The organism is Acinetobacter lwoffii (assembly GCF_024129115.1).
Classification (GTDB): domain Bacteria; phylum Pseudomonadota; class Gammaproteobacteria; order Pseudomonadales; family Moraxellaceae; genus Acinetobacter; species Acinetobacter lwoffii_T.
In genome coordinates this window covers 238,073-261,913 of the sequence record NZ_JAMXXO010000001.1, presented here as the reverse complement: position 1 = coordinate 261,913, position 23,841 = coordinate 238,073, and the positions used below count along the sequence as shown (strand labels likewise).

Sequence of the window (23,841 nt, the reverse complement as noted above, 5' to 3'; positions counted from 1 at the left end):
GTCATGGCTTATATGGAACAACTATGGCATTAATCGTTCAAAAATATGGCGGTACCTCTATGGGTACTCCCGAGCGCATTTTAAATGTTGCTCGTCGTGTAAAGCGCTGGCATGACCACGGCCACAAGGTAGTGGTAGTGGTATCAGCAATGAGTGGCGAAACCAATCGTCTGCTTGCTTTAGCGAAGGCCATTACCGAAACCCCTGACCCACGTGAACTAGACCAAATGGTATCTACGGGTGAACAGGTTACGATTTCTATGTTAGCAATGGCGCTGAACTCAATTGGAGTTGAAGCAAAATCACTAACAGGTCGCCAGGTTGGCATGAAAACCGACAGCTCATTCAATAAGGCACGTATCGAATCCATTGATACTGAAGTCCTGAACTCAAATCTGGATGCAGGCCGCGTACTTGTCGTTGCCGGTTTCCAGGGTTTTGATGAACATGGCAATACCACCACTTTAGGGCGTGGCGGTTCTGATACTTCAGGTGTTGCAATTGCTGCCGCACTCAAAGCAGATGAATGCCAGATTTATACCGACGTTGACGGTGTATATACCACCGATCCACGTGTTGCACCAAAAGCAAAAAAAGTTGATCGTATTTCATTTGAAGAAATGCTTGAGATGGCGTCACTCGGTTCTAAAGTCCTGCAAATTCGTTCAGTTGAATTTGCTGGTAAATACCAGGTGCCTTTACGCGTATTATCAAGCTTCGACAATGACAACGATGGCGCATTCGACGAAGAGTTTAAGCAAAACGTTGGTACACTTATTACGACTGAATTGGAAGACAACATGGAACAGCCAATTATCTCCGGTATCGCATTTAACCGTGACGAAGCAAAATTAACTATTTTAGGTGTGCCTGACGAACCGGGTATTGCTTCTAAAATTTTGTGCCCGATTGGTGATGCCAATGTTGAAGTGGATATGATTATCCAGAACGTTGAAGAAGATGGTACAACTGATTTCACTTTTACTGTGAACCGTGGCGAATTAAATAAAGCCAAAGCCATTCTTGAAGCAACTGCTCAAGAAATTGGTGCGCGTGAAGTTGCGACCCGTTCAGATATCGTAAAAGTATCAATTGTAGGTGTAGGCATGCGTTCACATGCCGGCGTGGCAAGCAAAATGTTCACAGCTTTGGCAGACGAAGGCATCAACATCCTGATGATCTCGACGTCTGAAATCAAGATTTCTGTGATCATTGAAGAAAATTATCTTGAACTTGCGGTTCGTTCATTGCATACCGCATTCGGTTTAGACCGTGAACAAGGCGAATCTAGCGCACGTGCTTAAGCGTTAAGACAGAATATTGTCATTGTTTGACAGTATTTTATAAAAGTCTACAAAAATGCAGAGCCACTATAGTTTTTTTTATAGTGGCTCTGTTATATTAAGCCTGAGGATTTTTAACCAGCTGAGATAGATTAAAATCTTTCACCCAGATGACAGAATTTCTATCCAGATCTTATTTTGTAATTTTTGGTTGTGCTTTTTGTTTTATATTCAATAGATTGCAGGTTTTGCATTTTGCAAGGAGAAAAACATGCTGATTCTGACTCGACGCGTCGGGGAAACTTTAATGATTGGTGATCAAGTCAGTGTGACTGTGCTTGGTGTAAAAGGTAACCAGGTTCGTATCGGGGTAAATGCTCCGAAAGAAGTCTCTGTGCACCGTGAAGAGATTTACCAGCGTATCCAGCATGAACGTGCAATGCATGAACATCTTCAACATATCGATCAAGATTACCAACCTTCTTATGAAGACGATAGCCAGACACAAAATAACTTTAACCGTTAATGTTTGTGCGAAGAATAAAGCGGCTTTTGAGCCGCTTTAAATTTGTCTAAATTTTATACAAAAATATTAAATACTTAGATAATTTAAAATAAAACTTAAAGTTCTGCACCCTGCTGTAATGCTGCAATCACCTTTTTTACCGGCCCAAAACTGCGACGATGCTCATCAATCACGCCATGTAAGGCAATCGCTTCAAAATGTGCCTTGGTCGGATAACCCTTGTGCTTGGCAAAGCCAAATTGCGGATGCTTCTGGTCCATCTCGATCATCTGATGATCACGGGTTACTTTCGCCAGAATACTGGCTGCTGAAATTTCAGCATGCAGTGCATCACCACCCACCACGGCATCACAGCTCATAGCAAGGCCCTGTGGAATCTTGTTGCCATCGACCAATACATGCTCAGGCTGAACTGGCAAAGCTTCTACAGCACGGCGCATGGCCAGCAAAGAAGCTTGCAAAATATTATGTTCATCAATCTCTGCCGCAGAAGCCTCAGCAATGGCCCATGCCAGCGCTTTTTCCTGAATCTCGATAAAAAGTTTTTCACGCTTCTTTTCAGTGAGTTTTTTAGAATCATTTAAACCCTCAATCGGGTTGTTCGGATCCAAAATAACTGCCGCAGCGACCACCGAACCCACTAATGGCCCACGCCCTGCTTCATCTACACCCGCAATCTTCATGTCTATTTTTCCATAAAAAATAGGCTGAACCAGTCAGCCTATTTCAATTTAATCTTGGCTTAGTTTACAGCTTCAGCTACACAAGCGTTAATGGTTTTTGCAACCACATTGCCGACAATCGTCGCACGTGCTGCCGGGTCAATCGCTGCAGTCGCCAAATCTACCGCTGTTACGCTTTGGGGTGCTTTTTCACTGACACAGCCACAAATTTCAGTCTGGATATTCTGCTTTTGGGTCGTAGTCATTAGACGTGTAGCTGTTTGCCATGCTGGAATATTATTCAGCTCAGTCGTACATTTTGCATTGATCGCGATTTTAAGCGCAGCCCCACCCAGCTGTTGAGTCGTGGTTTGCGTTTCAGGGCTGCCTGTTGTTGCACAAGCAGATAAAACCAAAGTAAGCGGAGCAAGTGCAGCCAATAATTTTTTCACAGATCTGTTCCTTGTTTATTCATATATGAAGCGTGACGCTATTGTGCCGAAATTCACCTGAATAAGAAATCTATAAATCATCCTGAATGTTTAATCTGCACCCAGCCATTTCAATGGATGTTGCATGAAAGCCACCATAGCGTTGCAGATTTGGAATTGCTGGGCTGATTCGCCCTTTGCTAAGGTGCATCCATCTTTGAGGGCAATCGAAAATCACATGGAAAAAGTACAATATTACACGCGCACGGCACAATGGTTGCACTGGATCATGGCAGTTATCTTTATTGCGGCCTGGCTGATTGGTTTTTATAGTGGGAATTTTTTAAGTTATGAGGTCGATGGCAGCTTTAAAGGCGATGTCATCACCCTGCATAAAAATATCGCCACCACCATTATTTTCCTGTTGGTTGTGCGAATTTTCTGGCGTTATACCCATCCTGCCCCTGAACTACCGGACACTATGTCACCCCGGATGAAAACTTTGGCACATGCAGGTCATCTGGCTTTGTATTTTATGCTGATTGCTCTACCTGTCACCGGCTGTTTATATAGCTGGAGTCTGGGCTATCCAGCACCAGTGCTATATTTATTTAACCTGCCGGCACTGATTGCAGAAAATCCGGCTGTAACCGCGATCGTAAAACCCCTACATATCTGGCTTTCCTGGGCAGTTGGCTTACTTTTAGTTGGACATATTTTCGCAGCACTGAAACATCATTTTATCGATAAAGATCATGTACTCAACAGCATGACCCGACAATCCAAATCTTCTAAAAAATAATCTGCAAAACCACACTCAATCAGCTTTCATTGCAAAACTGATTTTATTTTAAGAACTCGGTCATGCAGCCTTTCAGACTGTTTGCAATAGCCTGTTGCGTGAGTTTTGACTTTACTTCTTCATCCAGAGTCGCTTTCAGTAAAGTGCTTGCCGGAATATCCTTGAGTGCATGCTCACCTACACATGAACAGACATTCTGTTCAAGTTCAGCTTTATTTTTGTCCTGCATAAAATAGGTCGAGGCAGTCCAGAATTTAGATGCTTTCAATTCTTTTGCACATTGGTATTCAATCACGGGTTTTAAAGTACGCTGTGTCAAAGTCATATCCGCATTTGAGCAAGCAGATATCAACACGCTACTGATGAGCAGAATTATATTTTTCAATTTCATATCCATCTATAAAAACAAAGGCAGAGCGAACCCTGCCTTTTATTTAAAAACTTAAACCAGGGCACGGATCTGGTTGATCCATTGCTCTTTTTCAGTATCGGTAATAAAAGAGGCTTCAAATGAGTTAATGGCCAACTGCTTGAGTTCCTCATTGCTTAAATCCAGTGCTTCAGCAATGGCAATAAAATTGTCATTCATATAACCACCAAAATAAGATGGATCATCTGAATTGACTGTAACGTGCACGCCTTGTTGCAAGAGGCGACGGATATTATGCTGCTGCATATCATCCACGACGCAGAGTTTCAGGTTTGACAATGGACAAACCGTCAGTGGCATCTTCTCTGCAATCAGGCGCTGCATTAACGCCAGATCTTCTTCAGAGCGTACACCATGATCGATACGATTCACTTTCAGCAAATCTAAAGCTTCCCAGACATAAGCTGCCGGGCCTTCCTCACCTGCATGCGCTACAACCAAGAAACCTGCTTCACGTGCTTTAGCAAAGACACGCTCAAACTTTGAAGGTGGATGCCCTACTTCACTTGAGTCCAGACCGACCGCAATAATCTGGTCTTTATAAGGTAAGGCCTGTTCCAGTGTTGCAAAAGCAGCCTCTTCACTTAAATGACGCAAGAAACACATAATCAGATGTGAACTGATGCCAAGTTTAGCTTTGGCATCATCACAGGCTTTTTGCAAGCCGTTGATCACGGTTGAAAAAGCAACGCCACGGTCGGTATGGGTTTGTGGATCAAAGAACATTTCAGTATGCACGACCCGGTCTTCAGCACATTTTTCAAAATACGCCCAAGCCAGATCATAAAAATCCTGTTCATGAATCAATACAGCTGCACCAGCATAATAAATATCCAGGAACGACTGAAGATTATGAAAGTTATACGCCTGTTTAACTTCTTCAACAGATTTATACGGGATGGCAATTTTATTACGCTGAGCGATCGCAAACATTAGCTCAGGCTCAAAAGTGCCCTCAATATGAACATGAAGCTCAGCTTTTGGCAAAGCTCGAATCAACTCAAGACGGTTCATCGCTTCTCCTCATGAAACCTAAAATAATAAAAAAAGGGTGCAAACTGAGTTTACACCCTTTCCAAATCTAGAAAAATTAGCCGCCAAATAGTGCGAATTTAAGCGTCCATAGTACTGCAATAATCCAGACCATATACGGTACAGTTGATGCCTTACCGGTTAACAATTTGATCAGTGCATAGCTAATGAAGCCCATCGCAATACCATCCGCAATCGAATAGGTAAATGGCATAAATACAATGGTTAAAAATGCAGGGACTGCTTCTGTAATATCTTCCCAGTCAATATGCACGATACCTTGAATCATTAAGACACCGACAAATAACAGCGCTGGCGCTGTTGCAAAGCTTGGTACAGACTGTGCCAATGGTGCCAGGAACAAACAGGCAACAAACAGGATACCGACTACGACAGCAGTTAGACCTGTACGGCCACCGGCTGCTACGCCTGCAGAAGATTCAATGTATGGTGTAGTCGATGAGGTACCTAAAGCTGCACCTGCAACAATTGCAGAAGAGTCAGCAAAAAGTGCTTTTTTCAAACGCGGCAGTTTGCCATCTTTCAACAAGCCTGCACGGTGTGAAACACCTACGAGCGTACCGGTTGAGTCAAACAGATCAACCAGAAAGAAGACAAAAATCACGCCAATTAAACTGGCAGTGAACAGACCTTCAAAGCTCATTTGCATAAATGTAGGTGCAATCGATGGCACTGCGCCAACCACACCTTTAAATTCACTCAGACCCAATGCTGCTGAAATACCGGTTAACACCAAAATACTGATGATGATCGCACCACGCACTTTAAAGTGATGCATCACAACAACCAGAAGGAAACCAAATAATGCAAGTAAAACCGATGGTTGTTTTAAATCACCCAAACCTACCAATGTAGCGGGATTATCCACAATCAGGCCGGCATTTTTCAAAGCAATCAGCGCAAGGAATAAGCCAATACCACCACCGATGGCCAGTTTCAGCGACATTGGAATCGCATTTACAATGGCTTCACGGATTTTGAACATGCTGATCGCAATAAACACAAGACCCGAGATAAACACAGCCCCAAGTGCTGTTTGCCAAGGCACACCCATTCCCAAACATACGGAATAGGTAAAAAAGGCATTCAAGCCCATGCCTGGTGCAAGTGCAATTGGATAATTTGCAATCAAGCCCATGACTAAACAGCCAATCGCGGCTGCAAGACAGGTTGCTACAAAGACAGCCCCATGATCCATCCCCGTTTCGGACAAAATCATCGGATTGACAATAATGATGTAACACATCGTTAAGAATGTAGTTACACCGGCAAGAACTTCTGTACGGAAACTGGTTTTGTTTTCACTCAGTTTAAACAGACGTTCAAGCATACTTTCTGAAGATGGATTAGGAGTCGTCATGACCTAGCCCCTATTGAGTAAACTTAATGCTTTAAGCAAGCCGTCAAATAAATGAAATTTTATAAAAAAAATTCATCAATTTTAAGGATGTGTTAGCAACGAATATGCCAGCATAGCCATTTGACGGGTTAAAATGTTGGAACAGCTTACAGCCCCAGGGCTATGCTATAAAAACCCAAAAAAAAATCTAAACAAAAAAGCTGCATAACCTTTATGCAGCTTTATTTTACGATTTAAATCAAATGCTTAACAAGATGGATTCTGCTTCATCCTGATCGTTGGCAAATTATAACACATTGATTTATTATTGCTTATTTGATTTTACACTTTATTAGAAATTAATATATTCCAGATGAATATTGAAAAAAATTTATTATATTTATTATTGATTTAATTTTATCATTTTAGCCCAATCAACGAAAGAAGGTTGTCTAGCCTGCTTAATGTCGATGCCGATTGGATTCCAGCAATTTGCTTGAATCACGTCCATCGTTCAAGACATGACGGATCTTTTCATATTTTCTGATTTCGGACTGTTTATGGACACAAAATCCTAATAAACTGATCATTAAGGCAAAAACAGGGATAGCATATATTTTCATTTTTATTATGCTGCTTTGTAACACTATGCAATTATGCTAACAAAAAACCTAACAAACTTGTGACATAGTTTACATTTAACCCGATAGAAGGCATTTATTTATCCTCTAAATATTAATTTTATGTCGTTTTATTTATTAATACTTAATTAATTTATAATTCTTTTTTCAAAAAATCGATCCTATTAAAAATCCTTTTAAAAAAACTAAATAATTGAATTTAATATATTTTTTAAACCACCTAAAAGAAGTTTATTCAAAATTAAAATATGTAGATAAATGAAATCTAACCTATTCAATAGAACTTATTTCGGTTTATTTTATCGGCCTTTTCCAAGAATGCTCAACTTTAATTTTTAAAATAAAATGATCTAAATAAGGGAGATTTTGCGAGGGATTTCAAAGTGTTTAACGATATTTTTTATTTTTAACTATCTTGAAGTTTTCATTATGCAGTTCATCCACACTTCACTCATCATAGAGTCAAAACGTTGAACACTAGTTAAGAACCTAACCATAATAAAGACATCCCAATATCCGGCATACATATCCTCATGCTGGATACCGGGAATCATCTCATTTATGCACTCAGTTGTTCATCACGCTTGAATACCAGTTCTCCCTTGAGTGAACTGTCTGCATCAAAATAATAGCCATCAGTATTAAAAGCTTTTAGCTCTTCGACACGATCAATTTTATTTTCAATCATAAAACGCGCCATAAGACCCCGTGCTTTTTTGGCATAGAAACTAATCACTTTATATTTGCCATTTTTCTGATCCAGAAATACCGGCTTGATAATGTCCGCCTGAATTTTGCGCTCGTTGACTGATTTATAATATTCATCAGAGGCGATATTCACCAGGATTTCAGAATTTGCTGCTGCTAGATCCTGATTAATCAGATCAGTAATGTGATGTGCCCAGAAGTCATATAGGTTATGCCCGCGGGAATTGGCCAATTTGGTTCCCATTTCCAGACGGTACGGCATCATCAAATCCAAGGGACGTAAGAGTCCATATAATCCAGACAACATGCGTAAACGGTCTTGTGCATAGTGCAGATCTTCATGTTTTAAACTATAGGCATCCAGACCTGTATAGACATCGCCTTTAAATGCAAAAATCGCCTGACGGGCATTGGCTAAATTAAAATCCGGTTGCCAGTCATTAAAACGTGCGGTATTTAAAGTGGCAATTTTTTCACTAACACTCATTAAGCTGGAAATTTCTGTTGCAGAAAGTGTGCGACAAACGTTGATCAAGTCCTGTGAATGTTCTAATAATCTCGCTTGAGTAAATTGGTCAGTCGGTAATGGAGTATCGTAATCGAGAGTTTTGGCTGGAGAAATTAAAGCGAGCATGGCAACCTGGTCAAAAAATGATTAATCAAACTATATCAGTCTGCTTATTTTAATTCCAATTCATGTTTTTATTCACCATAATCGTTAAAATGCACGATTCTCCTGTTAATCATCGGTTTTTATATGCCCGAGCAAATTTTTCTTCAAGGGCCTGCGGGTCAGATTGAAGTTTTTGTGGATTATCCTCAGGGTGAAGTGAAAGGATTCGCGGTAGTTTGTCACCCCCATCCATTGCAAGGCGGTACACCACAACATAAGGTTCCGGTTTTACTGGCACAAATGTATCTGGAACGTGGCTGTATTGTGTATCGTCCAAGTTTCCGTGGTTCTGGTCAAAGTGAAGGTATACACGACGAGGGCTTCGGTGAAACGGATGATGTATTAGAAGTCATTCGGTTCGCTCGCAACCAGCATATTGCCCTGCCTTTTTATGCAGGCGGTTTTAGTTTTGGTGCGCATGTCATGGCAAAAAGCTATGCAGCCTTACCCGTAGAACTGCAACCAAAGCAAACCATTTTATGTGGTCTGCCGACTGCAACAGTGGCTGGTATTCGTCATTATGTGACACCCGCCATTAAAGGTGACATTCTGTTCATTCATGGTGAAGCCGATGAAGTAACTTTGCTCTCAGATATGATTGAATGGGCAAAGCCACAACGCCATTTAGTGACCGTATTACCTGGTGCCAACCACTTCTTTACCGGCTATTTAAAGCAATTGCGGATCGCAATGACCCGGTACTTAGCGCTTGGCTAAATAAAAAAACCCATCAGATGATGGGTTTTTTTATTAAAAGACAAAATCTTCTGCAAAAATTTCATACATCACAGCCCGATATTTAGGCTTATCGATGTAGCGGATAATTTTTCCACCCAAGCGGTCTGCAATTTTACGGCTAGCCCAGTTTTCTTCTGCTACCGGGTAGCTTAAAACTTGAATCCCTAATGTATTGAAAGCATAAGCCACAACACAATGCACTACCTCATGTCCATAATGATGACCATGTGCAGTTTCACGAATCCAAATACCGACTTCAGGTATTTCCTCATGAAGTCGATGTAAACCACATAGTCCAATAAATTCTTGTGTTTCAATATAACGGATCACAAATACATATTCTTTATGATCGTTCATATTTTCCAGCCAATTTTGCCAGACTGTTGCAAATCCCTGTTCAGAATCTGGTGCATCCCACGCCATAAAACGTGTCAAACTCGGGGTAATTGAAGCATAAGTCTCTTTGGCATCGGCTGATTTAAAACAATTCAGGATCAAGCGTTTACTTTGCAGTGTAGGCAAAGCTGATTGAGTCTGTTGAATTAGCTCTTCCATTCAAACTCGCTAAAGCGTTCCTGCTCTTTTAGAGAGGTTTCCACTGCCTGTGCAAGCTGATTAAGCAAACTTCTTTCGGTGATACGATCCAGCCAGTCCTGTTCTTCTTCAGGATATGAGGCAATCTCACAGACCAGATGCCCTTGTTCATCTCTGGTTTCGCAACTCACAGATAAAGGCAGCGCATGGTCTTCTACGCTGACGGCAACCTGAGCACCACTTTGGCTTAAGGTCTGAAAACCGTATTTACCTAATTTTTCGGCAAGTAAATGTGCTACATATTCCTGGGTTTCTTGACCATCCCGTGGTGTTTGGCTCTGGGTATTGGCCATGAATTTTAATTTTCGCATCGCTACTTCCAAATGGCTTTTTTCTTATATGGGTTTAGCATAAGCAATATAAACAAAACAGCCAAGCAAAAGCTTGGCTGTTTCACATAATTTTAAAAATTATTCTGATACTTGAATTGGCAGTCCTGCGATTGAGGTCAATTCTGTGAAGGTCGGGAAACTGGTTGCGACCGTTTCGGTTCCGACAATCTTGATCTGCTCCGAATTACGCAAACCGGCAATCGAAAAACTCATCGCGATACGGTGATCGTGATGCGATTCAATTTCACCACCCGTAAAGATTGGCAACCAGTCACCGGACTTACCCTTACCTTCAATGATGATGCCATCTTCAGTTGGGGTACAGTCGATGCCCATGGTTTGAAGACCATCTGCCATGACCTGAATACGATCCGATTCTTTCACGCGAAGCTCGGCAGCACCGGTCAGGATGGTTTGACCTTCAGCACATGCAGCGGCAATGAATAGCGCCGGGAATTCATCAATTGCTAATGGCACCTGATCTTCCGGCATATGAATCCCTTTTAATGTACGTGTACCACGAATACGGATATCAGCAATCGGTTCACCGCCTGCAATACGCTCGTTTTCAACTGTAATGTCCGCACCCATTTGCTTGAGGATTTCAATCACACCAGTACGGGTCGGGTTAATGCCTACCGCTTCAAGGGTGACGTCCGAATTTTCAGTAATGGCCGCACCCACCATAAAGAAGGCTGCTGAAGAAATATCTGAAGGCACTTGAATGTTGGTACCCACTAACTTGCCGCCACCTTGCAGGGAAATTCGGTTGCCTTCGGTTTTCACTTCATAACCAAATGCACGCAGCATACGTTCAGTATGGTCGCGTGTTGGTTCTGGTTCAGTCACCGAAGTTTCACCTTCCGCCCATAGACCTGCAAGTAGAATCCCTGATTTCACCTGAGCAGAGGCCATTGGCAAATCGTACTGAATCCCTTTCAGGTTTTGGTTGCCGGTGATGGATACAGGTGGCGTACCTCGCTCACCAGTGGTCTGAATTTGCGCGCCCATTTCACGTAAAGGCTTGGCAATACGCTCCATTGGACGTTTAGACAATGACGCATCCCCTGTCATCACTGAATCAAATTTCTGTGCTGCTAGCATACCCGACAGCAAACGCATTGAAGTGCCTGAGTTGCCCATATAAATGGCAGACTGCGGCGCTTTTAAGCCTTGCATGCCAACACCATGAATGGTGACTTCACCATTTTTAGGGCCTTCAATGCTGACTCCCATATCACGGAAAGCTTGCAGTGTCGCTAGAGCATCCTCACCTTCCAAAAAGCCGGTCACATGTGTGGTACCTTCTGCAATCGCACCAAACATGATCGAGCGATGTGACACAGATTTGTCACCTGGCACGGTAAATTTACCCTGAAATTTCTTGGCACCCGGCTGAATGGTAAATTGTTGTGTCACTTTATTTTTCTCCATGAAAGGTTTCTTGGCGAGCATATGGTTGAAATGCTGGCGAGCTGCCTGCGCATGACCCAATAAGCCCATCAATGCGTGGGAATCTTCATCTTCAATCAATTTGCGAATAATCGCGAGCTGCTGTTCAAAGCCATCAACAGCATTCAGAACTGCTTTTTTGTTGGCAAAAAAGATGTCATGCCACATTTGTGGATCGCTAGCGGCAATTCGCGAGAAATCCCGGAAGCCACCGGCAGCATAACGAAATATATCTAAATTGTCTTCACGCTTGGCCAATTGCTCAACCAAGTTGAATGCCATGAGATGCGGAAGATGACTGGTATGCGCCAGCACTTCATCGTGCTTGTCGACATCCATACAAATCACTTCGGCTTTCGCCGCTTGCCACAGCTGAATCAGTTTATCGACGGCCCAGTCTGCACTGCTTGGCAGTGGCGTCAAGATCACCTTGTGATTGGCAAATAAATCAACTTTACCTGCATGCACCCCGGTATGCTCGGCACCTGCAATCGGATGGCCCGGTACAAAACCTTCAGGCAGTTCATCGCCAAAAACCGCTTTCGCTGCATCGACCACATTACCTTTGGTACTACCAACATCAGTAATAATGGTATTGGGAGATAAATAAGGCTGAATGGCTTCCAACACCTTTTGCGTGGCACGTACCGGCAATGCAAGCACTACCAGATCAGCACCTTTGACCGCCTCTACAGGATCGGCATAGCCTTCGGAAATCAGGCCAAGAGATTTAGCATCGTCCAAAGTCTTTTGTGAACGTGTCGATGCAACGATGTCATTGGCCAAATGCTCGGCTCGAATGACACGCGCCAGACTTGAACCAATCAGTCCAAGCCCGATAAATGCAACTTTTTCAAACAGTGGCTGCGACATGGTTTAAGCTTTTGCCTCTAAACCGAGTACTTTAGCCAATGCGCTCAAGAATTTCGCATTTTCTGCTTCAGTACCAATCGATACGCGAATGTGATTTGAAATACCAACCGGACGCACAATCACCCCTTGTTTGAGCAAACCATTGAAGGTTGCTGATGGGTCTGCCTGTACATCTACCAGAATAAAGTTGGCACGTGAAGGCACATAGTTAAGACCCAAAGCCTTAAAGCCAGCTTCAAGTTGCGCCATACCGGCTTTATTCACTTCACGAGAACGCGCGATAAAGTCTTCATCTTTCAGTGCAGCCACCGCAGCGACCATCGCTAAATGGTTGACATTAAATGGTTGACGAATACGGTTCAGGTAATCTGTCACTTCAACTGAAGCCAGAGCAAAACCAACACGTAGTGCAGCCAAACCATAACACTTCGACAAAGTACGGCTAACGATCAGGTTTGGATATTGCGCAAGGAATTTCAAGCTGTTGAAGTTTTCCGGGAAATATTCCACATAGGCTTCATCCAGAACCACGATGACATTAGCAGGAACTTTTTGCATGAAAGCTTCAAATTCAGCTTCTTCGAACCAGGTTCCGGTTGGATTATTCGGGTTTGCAATGAAAACGAGTTTGGTGTTGTCCTGAATGGCAGCCGCCATTGCTTCCAAGTCATGCGAGAAGCCTTTAGCTGGTACTTCAATCGCTTGCGCATTAATGGCTTGAGTTACCAATGCATAAACCGCAAAAGCATGCTGGCTATACACCACCGAATCATTTTCTGAAACGAATGCACGGGCAAACATTTCCAGTAAGTCGTTTGAACCATTCCCCAAGGTAATCTGATCATGATTAAAACCAAACTGGGTTTTGATCTGATCTTTCAGGATAAAACCACCACCATCTGGATAACGGCCAATTTCAGCAATTTCCGCAGCGACCGCTTCTTTGACTTTATCTGAACAACCCAGCGGATTTTCATTTGAAGCCAGTTTGACGATATCGGTAAGACCCAACTCGCGCTCAAGTTCACTGATCGGTTTACCCGGTTGATATGGCTTTAATTTTGAGATGCCTGAATTGGCTGGAACAAACGACATTTTAGACTTCCAATTTTAGGTATAAAACAGTGGTCAGTACCCTCGCCCTGACCACATATAGCTGACTTAAAGTACAGCTGCAGGATATGAACCGAGCACGCGAACTTCTTTAACCAAAGGACGAATTTCTTCAATGGCTGCTTTCACGTGTTCCTGCTCAATATGGCCTTCAAGATCAATGAAGAACACATAAGCCCATTTTTCAGGAAGTGCAGGCCGGGTTTCAATACTGGTCAGACTGATATTGTGCTTGGCAAACGGCGCCAGAATTTCCAGCAAAGCTCCGGCACGATCATGCGCTGAGATTAGTAATGAAGTCTTGTCATTACCACTTTGAGGCACTTTTTCACGACCAATCACCAGGAAGCGTGTGGTATTTTCCGGATTGTCCTCGATATTGCTATGCATGATTTCGAGATCATAGATACTCGCAGCAATTTCAGAGGCAATCGCGGCAGAATGCCATTCATTACGAATACGGCGCGCTGCTTCTGCGTTGGAGCTTAAAGCGACACGTTCCACGCCTGGATAATGCGCATCCAGCCACTTACGGCACTGTGCCAAAGTCTGCTGATGCGCATAAATCTGTTTGATGCTGTCTTTACGGGTATTTTCAGAAATCAGGAACTGATGGTGAATCGGTAATTCAACTTCGCCAATCACATTCAGGTTCGAGGTTTTGAAACAGTCTAAAGTATGGTTAACCACGCCTTCAGAGGAATTTTCTACCGGCACCAGACCATAATGGGCACTACCCGCTTCCACGTCACGGAAAACTTCATCAATGGTCGGTAAAGGACGAACCACAGCATCATGGCCAAAGTGCTTGAGTACCGCAGAATGAGTATAGGTCCCGACTGGTCCCAAGAAAGCAATGCTTTGCGGAGCTTCAAGTGCCAGACAGGCCGACATGATTTCACGGAACAGACGTGCCATGGTGGTATCAGACAATGGCCCTTCATTACGTTCCATGACATTACGCAAAACCTGAGCTTCACGTTCTGGACGGTAAAACAGCGGATTCTCTTCTGAAGCAAACTTTGCTTTTGCCACAGCTTCAGCCAAACGTGCCCGACGGTTAATCAATTGCTGAATTTGCTGATCAACAGAATCGATATCTTCACGAATTTTTGCCAAATCAAGAGAAGTCGTGGTGTTTTGATCGTCGTTGATCATTGTTCTGTCGCCCTTCATAAACCTTATCTGTTCAGTATAACAATAGTGAGCTTTCAAATGTTACGCAATATGACATTGGTAGATTAAGTCTTAAAAACATACAGTTGATTTTAACCATTTATCGCTTTTGGTCATATCTGGTAACATTTACTTCAGCTTTTCTGCTTGATTTACATTATTAAATTGTAAACTTTGCCTGTCCATATTAACTGATTTTAAGGAAGATGAAATATCACTATTTCTTAATCTATATAGCGGTTTTAAGCATAAGAAAATTAAAATAATTACTTTTCACACGTCATTTTTGAACCATTCATATCTAAGATAGATTTCACAATAAAATGCACACTCTGCAACCCCATTTTTATCGACTTCTCTTTGATTTCACTTATTTTTTACATTAAATCACTACTCAATTACAAAGCAGAGACGATTTTTTAACCAATCATAGATAGTCTAACTTAAAACAAGCGTTTGGGTGTCAGTCATGCCAAAAAGAATAGCTGTACTTTTGACGAATAATTTTGAAGATCAGGAATATCTTGAACCCGTTGCGGCCTTGCTGGAAGCAAAGCATAGCATCTGTAATATTGAGTTTAATGTAGGAAAAGTGGTCTATGGTCTGCATGGCTGTTCTGCAGTGACGATTGACCGGGGCATCGAACAAATCAGTATTGATGATTTTGATGCCTTGCTGATCCCTGGCGGTGAATCTGCAGTTTCTTTATCTACCGATATGCGGGTGCTTCAATTTATCCAAGCTTTTAACCAGGCCAAGAAAACCATCTTTAGTTTATGTGATGCATCATTATTACTGTGCGAAGCAGATGTACTAAAAAATCGAATTATTACCAGTATTCGCGCGCATGCCAGTCGCGTACAACGTGCCGGTGGAACGTATTATGATGCGGAACTGGTGAATGACAATAATCAGTTGATTTCATCGCGCCTACCCAATGATTTACCCATTTTTATTCATGAATGTTTGGATGTTTTAAAATCATAAAGTCTTAAAAAATATTTCCCATCTTGGCCATGTTCTCCCCTATAAAAAAGAGTCCTTCGGGACTCTTTTTTATGGTTGAGCTATTAACGCCCTAACAGACCGCGGGCCACAATCTCCTTCATGATTTCATTGGTACCCCCATAAATCCGCTGGATCCGCGCATCAACGAAGAAACGTGAAATTGGATATTCAGTCATATAGCCATAACCCCCAAATAATTGCAGGAGATTGTCCGCGATTTTCATCTGCATATCGGTAGAAAAGCTCTTCAATGCCGCTGCAGTTTCTACATCCAGTTTCCCTTGCATATAAAGCTCAAGATTCTGGTTATAAAATGCTGCGGTCGCCAATTCATCAATTTTCGCTTGCGCAAGCACAAAACGGGTATTCTGGAATTGACCGATCGCCTGACCAAAAGCCTGACGCTCTTTCACATACTGTGTGGTCACATCAATAGATCCACGAATGGCGCCTAGAGCGGTGGCAGCAATGGCGGTACGCTCACGCGGCAATTCCTGCATCAGGTAAGCAAATCCCTGTCCCGGCTGACCCAGTAATTGCTCCTTTGGCACTTTGACATTGTCGAAGAACAGTTCAGACGTATCCTGAGCATGCAGACCAATCTTGTCCAAATTGGTGCCTTTTTTAAAGCCTTCCAGATGGGTATCGACCAGCAACAATGAAACGCCTTTGGCACGGGCTTGCGGATCGGTTTTGACGGCAAGCACCACTAAGTCAGCATGCTGACCATTGGAAATGAAGGTTTTTGAGCCATTTAACAGATAATGTTCATCATGCAAGATGGCACTGGTGCGCATAGCTTGCAAATCTGAACCAGCACCCGGTTCAGTCATGCCGATCGCACCGACCACTTCACCGGTGACCATTTTTGGTAACCAGTATTTTTTCTGTTCTTCGGTACCGATATGCAGGATATACGGTGCTGCAATATCGGAATGACAAGACAGACCTGTGGCAATCGCACTGTATCCGGCACGTGCAGATTCTTCGATCAGCATCAAGGAATAATCGGTCGGCACCCCATAGCCACCATATTCTTCTGGAACATCGACACACAAGAAGCCATTTTCACCGAGTGCATTCCAGACTGAACGCGGCATCAGACCTTCACGTTCCCACTGGTCGTAGTACGGTGCGACATGTTCGTTCATAAAGCGTTTAAAATTATCGCGGAATAATTCTAGATCGGCATCGTAGGCAAGCATTCTATTGTCCTTGTTGTTTATCATTTTAGTTTCCTTTTCACAGACTATCGACTTTCCTGCTCCCTGTCATGTGCCGGCATTCATCTTTTTACTAACTTCACAGTCAATAAAAAAGGGAAGCCGAAGCTTCCCTTTTAGACATGAAAGACAGACTCAAAATTAGTGAGCGTTATTGCCTTCTTGTGCCATTTTTTCGTCAATTTCTGCAGGATTTGCTAAAGCATAGTTCAGCTTGTCCATATCTAACTGGCCCACCCATTTCGCAACCACTAAAGTCGCCAAAGAGTTACCGACCAGATTGGTCAAGGCACGAGCTTCAGACATGAAACGATCGATACCGAGAATCAATGCTAGACCTGCAACAGGAATATTCCCTACAGCAGCCAAAGTTGCCGCCATCACAATAAAGCCTGAACCAGTCACGCCTGCCGCACCCTTAGATGAGATCAGAAGTACCAGAAGCAGCGTAATTTGATGAGACAAATCAAGTTGTGTATTGGTCGCTTGTGCAATGAAGATCGCAGCCATCGTCAAGTAAATCGACGTACCATCCAGGTTAAATGAATAACCAGTTGGAATTACCAGGCCTACCACTGATTTTTCAGCACCGGCAAGTTCCAGTTTCTTCAACATACGTGGCAGTACTGATTCTGAAGATGACGTCCCCAGTACAATCAGAAGTTCTTCGCGAATCAGGCGGATCATCTTCATGATGCTGAACCCTGCGAAACGCGCAATTGAGCCCAATACGATGAAAATAAACAGTACGCAGGTAACATAGAAACAAATGATCAACTGTGCCAGCTGAGCAAGAGAACCAATACCATATTTACCAATTGTAAACGCCATTGCACCAAATGCACCAATTGGAGCAAGTTTCATCACCATATTCACGATGTTGAAGAATACATGTGAAATCTGGTCAATGAGTTTCAGGACTGGCTTGCCTTGATCACCTAGCTTATGCAGCGCAAAACCAAAGATAATCGCGAACAATAGAACTTGCAGGATTTCGCCTTCTGCAAATGCGCCCACAACCGTATTTGGAATAATGTTCATCAGGAAGTCGATAGTCGATTGTGACTCACCTGAAGCAACATATTTACTGATGCCACTGGTATCCAGTGAAGCAGGATCAACGTTCATGCCCACACCAGGCTTCACGATGTTAATCACGACCAGACCGATGACCAAAGCAATCGTAGATACGATCTCGAAGTAAAGTAAAGCAACACCACCAGTTTTACCCACTGATTTCATGCTTTCCATACCCGCAATACCGCTCACTACGGTACAGAAAATCACAGGTGCGATGATCATTTTAATCAGACGGATAAATGCATCACCAAGCGGTTTAAGCTGTTCGCCCAAGCCAGGGACATGTTGTTCTACGCCATTGACAATTTGCGTACCACTAGGCGAAAAATGCCCGACCAGAATACCTGCGATAATGGCCACAATCACTTGAAAATACAGTGACTTATAAATTGGTTGTTTCGCCATAATAAATCTACTTGAACGATATCAAAAATAAGAAAGACCATTTTGAGAAATATACTGACCTCTTCATCCCTTCTCAGGGTGAACCGGATCAAATATCAAAAGGCTCAAGAGAATGTTCAAAATGATAATCAGCCATGCATTGAATCTGACACTCAGTATCAGACCAAAGTATTAAATGGGAGAAAGAGATTAAGAAAAATTAAACAGACTCTAAAAATTGCCTAAATTTTACCGAATATTCATACTAAATGTGCATAACTTATTATGCGCTTGTTTGCTTTTTAATCAATATTGGATTAGACATTAGTCGATAATCAGATTTAACTGATTGTTTTACGTATACTGAAAGGTTTATGGATTTTCACCCTCTCCCTTGACATTAATATTTTCTGCAAGCTGTAAAAAGTTATGAATACCAAAAGAAATATCTATAAAGATTTCGAACATCCCTTTGCCCAATATGTACGCATTGTGGGTAAAGGGAAAAATGGCGCCCGCTCCCTCAGCTATGATGAAGCCTATCAAGCCTTCAGTATGATTTTGAAAAATGAAGTGCTGGATGTGCAGTTAGGTGCATTCTTGATGTTATTGCGGGTCAAGGAAGAATCTGTAGATGAGTTGGCCGGTTTCGTACAGGCGACACGTGACCAGCTGAGTTTCAAAAAACTGGATGTCGATCTGGATTGGTCGTCCTATGCGGGCAAGCGCAAACATTATCCATGGTTTATTCTGGCAGCGCTGACGCTGGCCAAGCATGGTTATAATATTGTGATGCATGGTGCCTCAGGCCATACCATGAACCGTGTTTACACCGAACAGGTGCTGACTTACTTAGGCTATCCAATCTGTCAAAATGATGCCGAGGTTGAACAGCAACTGCAACAACAGCATTTTGCCTATATTCCGCTAGAAGTGATTTCTCCGATTCTTGCAGACTTGATTGCGCTGCGTAATGTCATGGGGTTACGCTCCCCGATTCATACGCTGGCGCGTCTGATCAATCCGTTTAATGCCAAAGCGACCCTGCAAGCAATTTTCCATCCAGCGTATCGTGGTTCGCATCAGCAAGCGGCTTTCCGCTTAGGCTATAAAAATAGTGCCGTGATTAAAGGTGAAGGGGGCGAATTCGAGCGTAATCCGGATGCCAAAACGCTCATCTGTGGCATTAAAGATGGCCTGCTCTATGAGCATGAATTGCCAAAGCTCACTGACAACCGCAGTCCAATTGAAGAAGAACTGGATCTGGCGCTATTTAAGGCTGTCTGGGACGGTCAGCAAAGCCATGATTATGGCGAGATTGCAGTGATAGAAACTATGGGCATTGCGCTATATACCATGGGCGTGTGTGACAGCTTTGAAGCTGCGATGCAAAAAGCCAAAATCTTATGGGCGAATCGCCACACGGTTTAATCTTGTGCAAAAGAAAAAAGCATTGTTCAGTGAATGAACAATGCTTTTTTTAATTGTATTGCTATTGGCTGGGAATTAAGCCTTAAACAAAACGAATCGGCTTGAATTCAGGTTCATTCTTGTGATGATCATCATCACACTCTTCACCCTCTTCTTTAGTACCGCGATCGATATAACCGCTGCGCTCATTTTCAGGCAGGTTTTTCATTTCCCAGGCATACACTGCCTGCATACAGGTCTGACGTTGTTCTGGTGTCAAGGCTACACCGTTTGGCCACTTTCCAATTTCGACTGCTGTTCTTAGGCGTTCAACAATCTCAGGATTGAGTACGGCAAGCATTTGTTCAATATTCATGATTTAATCCTGCTTAAAATAATCAAAGTCCTGATTCCACCCCAGTTTGGTTCGACAGGCATTATAAAAGTCATAACCCGGTGGATGCAGAAGATTCAGTTTAAAGGGATGCTTGCGAATATGGACGCTATCACCCACATTCAAAGACACACTGTGTTGTCCATCCGCACTAACCATCGGCAGTACGCGATTTTCACGAATCAGTAATTTAATTTCACTATGTCCACCGACCACAATCGGGCGTGAAGACAAGGTATGCGGATGCATCGGTACCAAGGCAATCGCATCCATACTTGGATGTACAATCGGGCCACCACCAGAAAGCGCATAAGCCGTAGAACCAGTCGGCGTAGAGACTATCAGGCCATCGCTGTGCTGACGATAGACATATTGTCCATCAATATTCAGTTCAAAATCGATCATATGTACCGATTTCCCTGAATGTAGCACCACATCATTTAGAGCAATGGCATCGTAAATCACTTCACCTTTGGAGCGAATTTCGACTTCGAGTAAAAAGCGTCGCTCAGTCTGAAAGTCACCCTTTAATACCTGATCCAGCTTGAATATCACTTCAGTCGGCTTGATATCCGTTAAAAAACCCAGACGACCACGGTTAACCCCGATCACCGGGGTATTGTACTTGACCAAGGCGCGTGCTGCATGTAATAGCGAGCCGTCACCGCCCACGACAATCACCAGATCCACCACCTCACCCAATAAGGCACGACTGACGGTTTGGGTATTTTGATAGGGAACAAGTTCAGCTGTCGCTGCATCAAAAACTGGGTGTAGGCCTAAATTGAGAAGATGATCGTGAATAAGGCATAAGGTTTCAACCACCGACGATTTATCAGGACGTCCTATTAACCCGATATTTCGAAAGGTCTTATGGGAAATTTGCACCAGTGTCGTCGCTCCGCTACGAATCCTGCTTATCATAACATTAAGCTATACCTGGATGACAATTTATAACAGTGCTTCATAGGTAGGAAATTATTTGAAATATATTCGAATTAAGGAGAAATTGTGGGGTTTCATTTTAATTTTAAGCGCATTTCTTGATTAAATATTGCAAAATAATGAAAAGCTTCGCATGATTAGCACAATTTCACAGGATCTTATAAGTATTTATGAAATCTGAACGTGGCATGGGGTTTCTTGCCTTAATTTTTTCTATTATTGTCATTTCTATCTTTGTAGCATTTAGTATCTATTTGATTAGATTAGACAATATTGTACGCGACAAGTTTGAAGGTCAGCGCTGGGATATTCCGGCCAAGGTCTTCGCACGTCCGATGGAAGTGTACGTGAATGCCCCAGTCAGCCTGCAGGATTTCCAACAAGAATTAAAATTACTCGGTTATAAAAATTCGGATAGTTATACTAAATCAGGCAACTTTGTCAGCACTGGCAATACCCTGTATGTGCATACACGCGGCTTTGATTTTGGTGACCGGGTTGAACCGGAACAAATATTGAAAGTCAGTTTCAGCGGTGAACAGATTGCAGAAGTCAGCGCGACCAAACCCTCTTCAAGCGGGATTGCGCGTTTAGAACCTTTATTAATAGGCGGGATTTATCCGCAACATAACGAAGACCGTGTGCTGATTAAGCTAAATAAAGTGCCTAAGCCCTTGATCGAAGCGCTGATCGCGACCGAAGATCGTAAGTTCTATGAGCATCATGGGGTTTCACCGCGTGGTATTGCACGTGCCGTGGTCAGCAATATTACCGGTGGTAAACGTCAGGGTGGTTCAACCTTGACCCAGCAATTGGTTAAAAATTTCTATTTGACCCCTGAGCGCACTTTAAAACGTAAAGTGAATGAAGCCTTTATGGCGATGCTGATTGAATTGCATTATGACAAAAATGAAATTCTGGAAGCTTATCTGAATGAGGTAAATCTGGGCCAGAATGGTAACTACTCCATTAATGGTTATGGTCTGGCATCGCAGTTTTATTTTGGCCTGCCACTGCGTGAACTGAATATTTCCCAGCAAGCATTTCTGGTGGGTTTAGTCCAAGGTCCAAGCCTATATAATCCATGGCGCAATCCTGAAAGTGCGAAAAAACGTCGTGATATCGTTCTGAATAATATGCTGGTGATGGGCTATCTGACTCAGGAACAATATGAAAAAGAAACCGCACGTCCGTTAAATGTCATTTCCAAACCGACTTTAGGCCCTGCCCGCTTCCCGGATTTTCTGGATATCGTACGTCGTCAATTACGCACAGATTATCAGGAAACCGATCTGACCAATCAGGGTCTGCGAATTTTCACCACTTTAGATCCTTTAGCCCAAACCAGAATTCAGGACAGCTTTAAAGAGACGGTGGCGCGTTTAAGTAAATCCAATCCAGGTCGCCTGAAAGATTTACAGGGCGCAGTATTGGTATCGCATCCGGAAAATGGTGAGCTGGTGGCCGCGGTGGGTTCGACTCAAGATTTTACCGGCTTTAACCGTGCAGTCGATGCCAAGCGTCAAGTCGGTTCCCTGCTAAAACCGGTGATCTACCTGAGTGCCCTGGAATCGAACCGTTATCACTGGGCAAGCCCAATTGAAGACAGTGAAATCAGCATCAAGAGTGATGGCAAAACCTGGACGCCGAAAAACTATAGTGGTCGCGGACATGGTGTCATTCCAATGTCACAAGCCTTATCGCAATCTTATAACCTGTCCACTGTGCGTTTAGCACAAGAATTTGGTCTGTCCACCTTTATTAATCATCTGAAAAAATTTGGTGTGACCTCAGATATTCCATCTTATCCATCGATTTACTTGGGTGCGGTAGATATGTCCCCGATGGAAGTGATGAATATTTACGGCAACTTTGCTACAGGCGGCTTTAAATACCCAACCAAAGCCATCCGCTCTGTGGTGGATGCCAACGGCCGCTCTCTGGATCGTTATAGCCTGAGTGTACAACCGACCATTGATCCAGCTTCTGCTTATGCCCTGAATTATGGCTTACAACAGGTCATGTCGAATGGTACAGGTCGTGCAGCCTATAACAGCTTACCACGCAGTCTGAATCTTGCTGGTAAGTCCGGTACTACGAATGACAGCCGTGACTCATGGTTTGCCGGATACTCAGGTAATTATATGACCGTGGTTTGGCTCGGTCTGGATGACAACAAAGTCACTGGCTTAACCGGTTCTTCAGGTGCCCTGCCCGTTTGGACCAATGTCATGAAACAGTTGCGCCAGAAACCGGTGAATCTGCCACAGCCGAATGAAATCGAATGGCATTGGCTGGATCGTTATACTGGTTTATTGTCTGCACAAGGCTGTGAAGGCGCCATGTATATCCCGATTTCGCGTCATGCCCTGCCAAATCAGGCGACTGCCTGCGGCATCTCGCACTATGCGACGGAACCTTATGATATTGATTCAGAACCTGCGCCATCTGATGCTGAACAGGATGATATGAGTCGCTACATACAAGAAAGTGAAACAGAAATAGAACGCGATCTTGAGAGCGAAACCCGTATTATCGCCAGTGGAAGTTATAGCCATTAATTGAGTTTA

Annotated in this window: 22 protein-coding genes; 7 read left to right on the top strand and 15 right to left on the bottom strand. The window is 43.1% G+C overall.

Annotation, left to right across the window (positions count from 1 at the left end; genetic code table 11):
- Positions 1-23: 23 nt before the first annotated feature.
- Entirely contained in the window at positions 24-1,304 is a 1,281-nt protein-coding gene (locus NI470_RS01295; protein ID WP_004278971.1) for an aspartate kinase, read from the top strand.
- A 250-nt stretch (positions 1,305-1,554) separates the two neighbouring features.
- Entirely contained in the window at positions 1,555-1,809 is a 255-nt protein-coding gene (csrA, locus tag NI470_RS01290) for a carbon storage regulator CsrA (protein WP_004278972.1), read from the top strand.
- A gap of 95 nt (positions 1,810-1,904) precedes the next feature.
- Here csrA and rnhB read toward each other — a convergent pair whose 3' ends face one another.
- Together rnhB and NI470_RS01280 are read right to left on the bottom strand one after the other, a co-directional pair.
- Entirely contained in the window at positions 1,905-2,492 is a 588-nt protein-coding gene (gene rnhB, locus NI470_RS01285) for a ribonuclease HII (protein WP_004278973.1), read from the bottom strand.
- Between the two features lie 59 nt (positions 2,493-2,551).
- Complete coding sequence (locus NI470_RS01280) at positions 2,552-2,923, bottom strand: hypothetical protein (protein WP_004278974.1); 372 nt, start codon at positions 2,921-2,923, stop codon at positions 2,552-2,554.
- Between the two features lie 217 nt (positions 2,924-3,140).
- On the opposite strand from NI470_RS01280, the gene NI470_RS01275 reads away from it, so the two are divergent.
- The gene (locus NI470_RS01275; RefSeq protein WP_026055720.1) at positions 3,141-3,704 is read left to right on the top strand and encodes a cytochrome b; all 564 of its coding nucleotides are present in this window, start codon (positions 3,141-3,143) and stop codon (positions 3,702-3,704) included.
- Between the two features lie 43 nt (positions 3,705-3,747).
- Here NI470_RS01275 and NI470_RS01270 read toward each other — a convergent pair whose 3' ends face one another.
- The 4 genes from NI470_RS01270 to yaaA form a co-directional block, all read right to left on the bottom strand.
- Positions 3,748-4,101, bottom strand: coding sequence for a hypothetical protein (locus NI470_RS01270; protein WP_004645560.1), 354 nt, complete (start codon positions 4,099-4,101; stop codon positions 3,748-3,750).
- Between the two features lie 45 nt (positions 4,102-4,146).
- Positions 4,147-5,148, bottom strand: coding sequence for an adenosine deaminase (locus NI470_RS01265; protein WP_004645562.1), 1,002 nt, complete (start codon positions 5,146-5,148; stop codon positions 4,147-4,149).
- 76 nt (positions 5,149-5,224) lie between these two features.
- The gene (locus tag NI470_RS01260) at positions 5,225-6,547 is read right to left on the bottom strand and encodes an NCS2 family permease (RefSeq protein WP_004645563.1); all 1,323 of its coding nucleotides are present in this window, start codon (positions 6,545-6,547) and stop codon (positions 5,225-5,227) included.
- A 1,179-nt stretch (positions 6,548-7,726) separates the two neighbouring features.
- Entirely contained in the window at positions 7,727-8,509 is a 783-nt protein-coding gene (yaaA, locus tag NI470_RS01255; protein ID WP_004645564.1) for a peroxide stress protein YaaA, read from the bottom strand.
- A gap of 123 nt (positions 8,510-8,632) precedes the next feature.
- On the opposite strand from yaaA, the gene NI470_RS01250 reads away from it, so the two are divergent.
- Positions 8,633-9,265 (top strand): alpha/beta hydrolase, encoded by a 633-nt coding sequence (locus NI470_RS01250; protein ID WP_004645565.1) that lies wholly within the window; start codon positions 8,633-8,635, stop codon positions 9,263-9,265.
- A gap of 33 nt (positions 9,266-9,298) precedes the next feature.
- Here the strand turns inward: NI470_RS01250 and NI470_RS01245 are convergent, their stop codons facing one another.
- The 5 genes from NI470_RS01245 to pheA all read right to left on the bottom strand — a co-directional run bounded on the left by NI470_RS01245 (position 9,299) and on the right by pheA (position 14,808).
- Positions 9,299-9,841 (bottom strand): GNAT family N-acetyltransferase, encoded by a 543-nt coding sequence (locus NI470_RS01245; protein ID WP_004645566.1) that lies wholly within the window; start codon positions 9,839-9,841, stop codon positions 9,299-9,301.
- Positions 9,829-10,191, bottom strand: a complete 363-nt coding sequence (locus NI470_RS01240; protein ID WP_004645567.1) for a hypothetical protein — start codon at positions 10,189-10,191, stop codon at positions 9,829-9,831. Before NI470_RS01240 ends, NI470_RS01245 begins: the two co-directional genes overlap by 13 nt.
- Positions 10,192-10,290: 99 nt before the next feature.
- A complete protein-coding gene (locus NI470_RS01235; RefSeq protein WP_004645568.1) occupies positions 10,291-12,537 on the bottom strand; it encodes a bifunctional prephenate dehydrogenase/3-phosphoshikimate 1-carboxyvinyltransferase in 2,247 nt (748 codons plus the stop codon).
- A 3-nt stretch (positions 12,538-12,540) separates the two neighbouring features.
- Entirely contained in the window at positions 12,541-13,632 is a 1,092-nt protein-coding gene (gene hisC / locus NI470_RS01230) for a histidinol-phosphate transaminase (RefSeq protein ID WP_004645569.1), read from the bottom strand.
- 66 nt (positions 13,633-13,698) lie between these two features.
- Positions 13,699-14,808: a prephenate dehydratase gene (pheA, locus tag NI470_RS01225; RefSeq protein WP_004645570.1), complete on the bottom strand. Its 1,110-nt coding sequence runs from the start codon at positions 14,806-14,808 to the stop codon at positions 13,699-13,701.
- Positions 14,809-15,295: 487 nt separating this feature from the next.
- On the opposite strand from pheA, the gene NI470_RS01220 reads away from it, so the two are divergent.
- A complete protein-coding gene (locus NI470_RS01220) occupies positions 15,296-15,814 on the top strand; it encodes a DJ-1/PfpI family protein (protein WP_016806606.1) in 519 nt (172 codons plus the stop codon).
- Between the two features lie 83 nt (positions 15,815-15,897).
- Here NI470_RS01220 and NI470_RS01215 read toward each other — a convergent pair whose 3' ends face one another.
- Both NI470_RS01215 and NI470_RS01210 read right to left on the bottom strand, forming a co-directional pair.
- Entirely contained in the window at positions 15,898-17,040 is a 1,143-nt protein-coding gene (locus tag NI470_RS01215; RefSeq protein ID WP_005106494.1) for an acyl-CoA dehydrogenase family protein, read from the bottom strand.
- A gap of 159 nt (positions 17,041-17,199) precedes the next feature.
- Entirely contained in the window at positions 17,200-18,543 is a 1,344-nt protein-coding gene (locus NI470_RS01210) for a dicarboxylate/amino acid:cation symporter (protein WP_016806607.1), read from the bottom strand.
- A 408-nt stretch (positions 18,544-18,951) separates the two neighbouring features.
- On the opposite strand from NI470_RS01210, the gene NI470_RS01205 reads away from it, so the two are divergent.
- Positions 18,952-19,953 (top strand): glycosyl transferase family protein, encoded by a 1,002-nt coding sequence (locus NI470_RS01205; protein WP_004645572.1) that lies wholly within the window; start codon positions 18,952-18,954, stop codon positions 19,951-19,953.
- Between the two features lie 82 nt (positions 19,954-20,035).
- On the opposite strand, the gene NI470_RS01200 is transcribed toward NI470_RS01205, so the two are convergent.
- Both NI470_RS01200 and NI470_RS01195 read right to left on the bottom strand, forming a co-directional pair.
- Positions 20,036-20,308, bottom strand: a complete 273-nt coding sequence (locus NI470_RS01200; RefSeq protein WP_004278992.1) for a YeaC family protein — start codon at positions 20,306-20,308, stop codon at positions 20,036-20,038.
- 3 nt (positions 20,309-20,311) lie between these two features.
- On the bottom strand, positions 20,312-21,250 hold the full coding sequence (locus NI470_RS01195) for an NAD(+) kinase (protein ID WP_004645573.1): 939 nt from the start codon (positions 21,248-21,250) through the stop codon (positions 20,312-20,314).
- Positions 21,251-21,441: 191 nt separating this feature from the next.
- On the opposite strand from NI470_RS01195, the gene mrcB reads away from it, so the two are divergent.
- Positions 21,442-23,832, top strand: a complete 2,391-nt coding sequence (gene mrcB / locus NI470_RS01190) for a penicillin-binding protein 1B (RefSeq protein ID WP_071851693.1) — start codon at positions 21,442-21,444, stop codon at positions 23,830-23,832.
- Positions 23,833-23,841: the final 9 nt, after the last annotated feature.

Bases quoted from the DNA above. Each gene is read 5' to 3' on its own strand.
- NI470_RS01295 (WP_004278971.1), top strand. From the start codon at position 24: ATGGCATTAATCGTTCAAAAATATGGCGGTACCTCTATGGGTACTCCC.
- csrA (WP_004278972.1), top strand. From the start codon at position 1,555: ATGCTGATTCTGACTCGACGCGTCGGGGAAACTTTAATGATTGGTGAT.
- rnhB (WP_004278973.1), bottom strand. From the start codon at position 2,492: ATGAAGATTGCGGGTGTAGATGAAGCAGGGCGTGGGCCATTAGTGGGT.
- NI470_RS01275 (WP_026055720.1), top strand. From the start codon at position 3,141: ATGGAAAAAGTACAATATTACACGCGCACGGCACAATGGTTGCACTGG.
- NI470_RS01270 (WP_004645560.1), bottom strand. From the start codon at position 4,101: ATGGATATGAAATTGAAAAATATAATTCTGCTCATCAGTAGCGTGTTG.
- NI470_RS01265 (WP_004645562.1), bottom strand. From the start codon at position 5,148: ATGAACCGTCTTGAGTTGATTCGAGCTTTGCCAAAAGCTGAGCTTCAT.
- NI470_RS01260 (WP_004645563.1), bottom strand. From the start codon at position 6,547: ATGACGACTCCTAATCCATCTTCAGAAAGTATGCTTGAACGTCTGTTT.
- yaaA (WP_004645564.1), bottom strand. From the start codon at position 8,509: ATGCTCGCTTTAATTTCTCCAGCCAAAACTCTCGATTACGATACTCCA.
- NI470_RS01250 (WP_004645565.1), top strand. From the start codon at position 8,633: ATGCCCGAGCAAATTTTTCTTCAAGGGCCTGCGGGTCAGATTGAAGTT.
- NI470_RS01245 (WP_004645566.1), bottom strand. From the start codon at position 9,841: ATGGAAGAGCTAATTCAACAGACTCAATCAGCTTTGCCTACACTGCAA.
- NI470_RS01240 (WP_004645567.1), bottom strand. From the start codon at position 10,191: ATGCGAAAATTAAAATTCATGGCCAATACCCAGAGCCAAACACCACGG.
- NI470_RS01235 (WP_004645568.1), bottom strand. From the start codon at position 12,537: ATGTCGCAGCCACTGTTTGAAAAAGTTGCATTTATCGGGCTTGGACTG.
- hisC (WP_004645569.1), bottom strand. From the start codon at position 13,632: ATGTCGTTTGTTCCAGCCAATTCAGGCATCTCAAAATTAAAGCCATAT.
- pheA (WP_004645570.1), bottom strand. From the start codon at position 14,808: ATGATCAACGACGATCAAAACACCACGACTTCTCTTGATTTGGCAAAA.
- NI470_RS01220 (WP_016806606.1), top strand. From the start codon at position 15,296: ATGCCAAAAAGAATAGCTGTACTTTTGACGAATAATTTTGAAGATCAG.
- NI470_RS01215 (WP_005106494.1), bottom strand. From the start codon at position 17,040: ATGCTTGCCTACGATGCCGATCTAGAATTATTCCGCGATAATTTTAAA.
- NI470_RS01210 (WP_016806607.1), bottom strand. From the start codon at position 18,543: ATGGCGAAACAACCAATTTATAAGTCACTGTATTTTCAAGTGATTGTG.
- NI470_RS01205 (WP_004645572.1), top strand. From the start codon at position 18,952: ATGAATACCAAAAGAAATATCTATAAAGATTTCGAACATCCCTTTGCC.
- NI470_RS01200 (WP_004278992.1), bottom strand. From the start codon at position 20,308: ATGAATATTGAACAAATGCTTGCCGTACTCAATCCTGAGATTGTTGAA.
- NI470_RS01195 (WP_004645573.1), bottom strand. From the start codon at position 21,250: ATGATAAGCAGGATTCGTAGCGGAGCGACGACACTGGTGCAAATTTCC.
- mrcB (WP_071851693.1), top strand. From the start codon at position 21,442: ATGAAATCTGAACGTGGCATGGGGTTTCTTGCCTTAATTTTTTCTATT.